The organism is Gordonia gummivorans, assembly GCF_022513585.1.
Classification (GTDB): domain Bacteria; phylum Actinomycetota; class Actinomycetes; order Mycobacteriales; family Mycobacteriaceae; genus Gordonia.
In genome coordinates this window covers 1-1,741 of record NZ_JAKWBF010000071.1, presented here as the reverse complement: position 1 = coordinate 1,741, position 1,741 = coordinate 1, and the positions used below count along the sequence as shown (strand labels likewise).

The following is a 1,741-nucleotide window of genomic DNA, read 5'->3' as shown; positions in this document are numbered from 1 at the left end:
GCAGCCACCCGCGTGGCCGAAAGTGAGTTACCACCGGCATCAAAGAACGAAGCGACCACACTGACCTGCTCCACGCCGAGTACGTCGGCAAAGACCCCGGCGATCAGCTCTTCTCGATTACCCTCCGGCGCAATGTATTCGGCTTCGGTGAATTCCGGAGCCGGCAACACCCCCCGGTTGACCTTCCCCGACGGATTGAGCGGCATCTCATCCAACACCACCCACGCCGTCGGCCGCATATACACCGGCACCGCATGCACCAACGCCGCCTCGATCGCCTCCATATCGATCGACGCCGCCGGAGCAACCCACGCCACCAACTGATCACCAGTCGCACTCGGCAACACCGTCGCCGCCACATGCCGCACCCCCGGCACCGACGCGATCACCGTCTCGATCTCACCCAACTCAACCCGCTGACCCCGCAACTTCACCTGGAAATCGGTACGACCCAAATACTCCAGCTCCCCGCGGGCATTCCACCGCACCAGATCACCCGTGCGATACATCCGGGCCCCCGGCTCACCGAACGGATCAGCCACATAACGATCCGCCGTCAGATCCGGGCGACCGGCATAACCGCGACCCACCTGCACCCCACCGATATACAACTCACCAGCAGTACCCACCGGCACCCGCTTCAACCGCCGATCCAACACCGCGACCTGCCCGTTCCACACCACCGAACCGATCGGCACAGTCGCATCCGCCGCCGACACCTCGACAACCTGCTGCCCGGAAATCTCCACCGACGCCTCCGTCGGCCCATACAGATTCACCAAACGCGTCTGCGGCAACCACTCACGCACCGTCGCCGCCATCGACGGCGCCAACGCCTCACCCGTGGTCGAAATGATCCGCAACGAACTCAACGACGACACCCGTTCCCGACCACACACATCCAAGAACACCGACAGCATCGACGGCACGAAATGCGCCGTCGTCACCCCGGCCCGCTCAAACTCATCGGCCAACGCCACCGGCGCCAAATGCACATCCGGCGCCAGAATCACCAGACGCGCACCCACCAGAAACGGTGCGAACAACTCCGCCAACACCACATCAAAGGTGTACGGACTCTTGAGCACCACCCGATCGGCCTCATCGATCGGCATCGCCGACACACCCCACCACAGGCGGTTGTTGATACCCCGATGCGCCGTCGTCACACCCTTCGGCCGACCCGTCGACCCCGACGTGAACAACGTGTACATCGGATGATCAAGACCCAACGGCGACAACCGATCCACATCAGTGACCGCCGGCGTATCCACATCCACCTCACCGCAAGCATCAACCCCGATCACCGGCAAACCCTGCTCCTGCGCCAACGCCGCCACATGGGCACCCACCGACCGATCCGACACCAACAACAACCGGGAATCGGTCACTTCGAGCATGTAACCGGCCCGCTCATCCGGCGCATCCACCGCAATCGGCATGAACTGCCCACCAGCAGCCACCACCGCATGCACAGCCACCACCATCTCCACCGACCGCGGCATACACAACGCCACCGTCACCTCCGGCCCCACCCCAGCCGAAATCAACTCCCGCGCCAACACCCCAACCCGCGCACCGAACTCCCGATACGACACCTCACGCTCACCACACACCAACGCCACCGCATCCGGAGTGGCCCCAACCTGCTCAGCAATCACCTCACTCACCAAACGCTGATCCACCCCAACCACCGGACCACGCTCAAAACCCTCGAGAACCCTCTGCTCATCCGCATCCA

General features: G+C 63.4%; 1 protein-coding gene. It reads right to left on the bottom strand.

What is annotated here, in order from left to right; genetic code table 11:
* Nucleotides 1–1,670, bottom strand: a 1,670-nt coding sequence (locus MKW15_RS24115; protein ID WP_240862912.1) for a non-ribosomal peptide synthetase, incomplete at its 3' end; no start/stop codon positions are given.
* Nucleotides 1,671–1,741 lie beyond the last annotated feature (71 nt).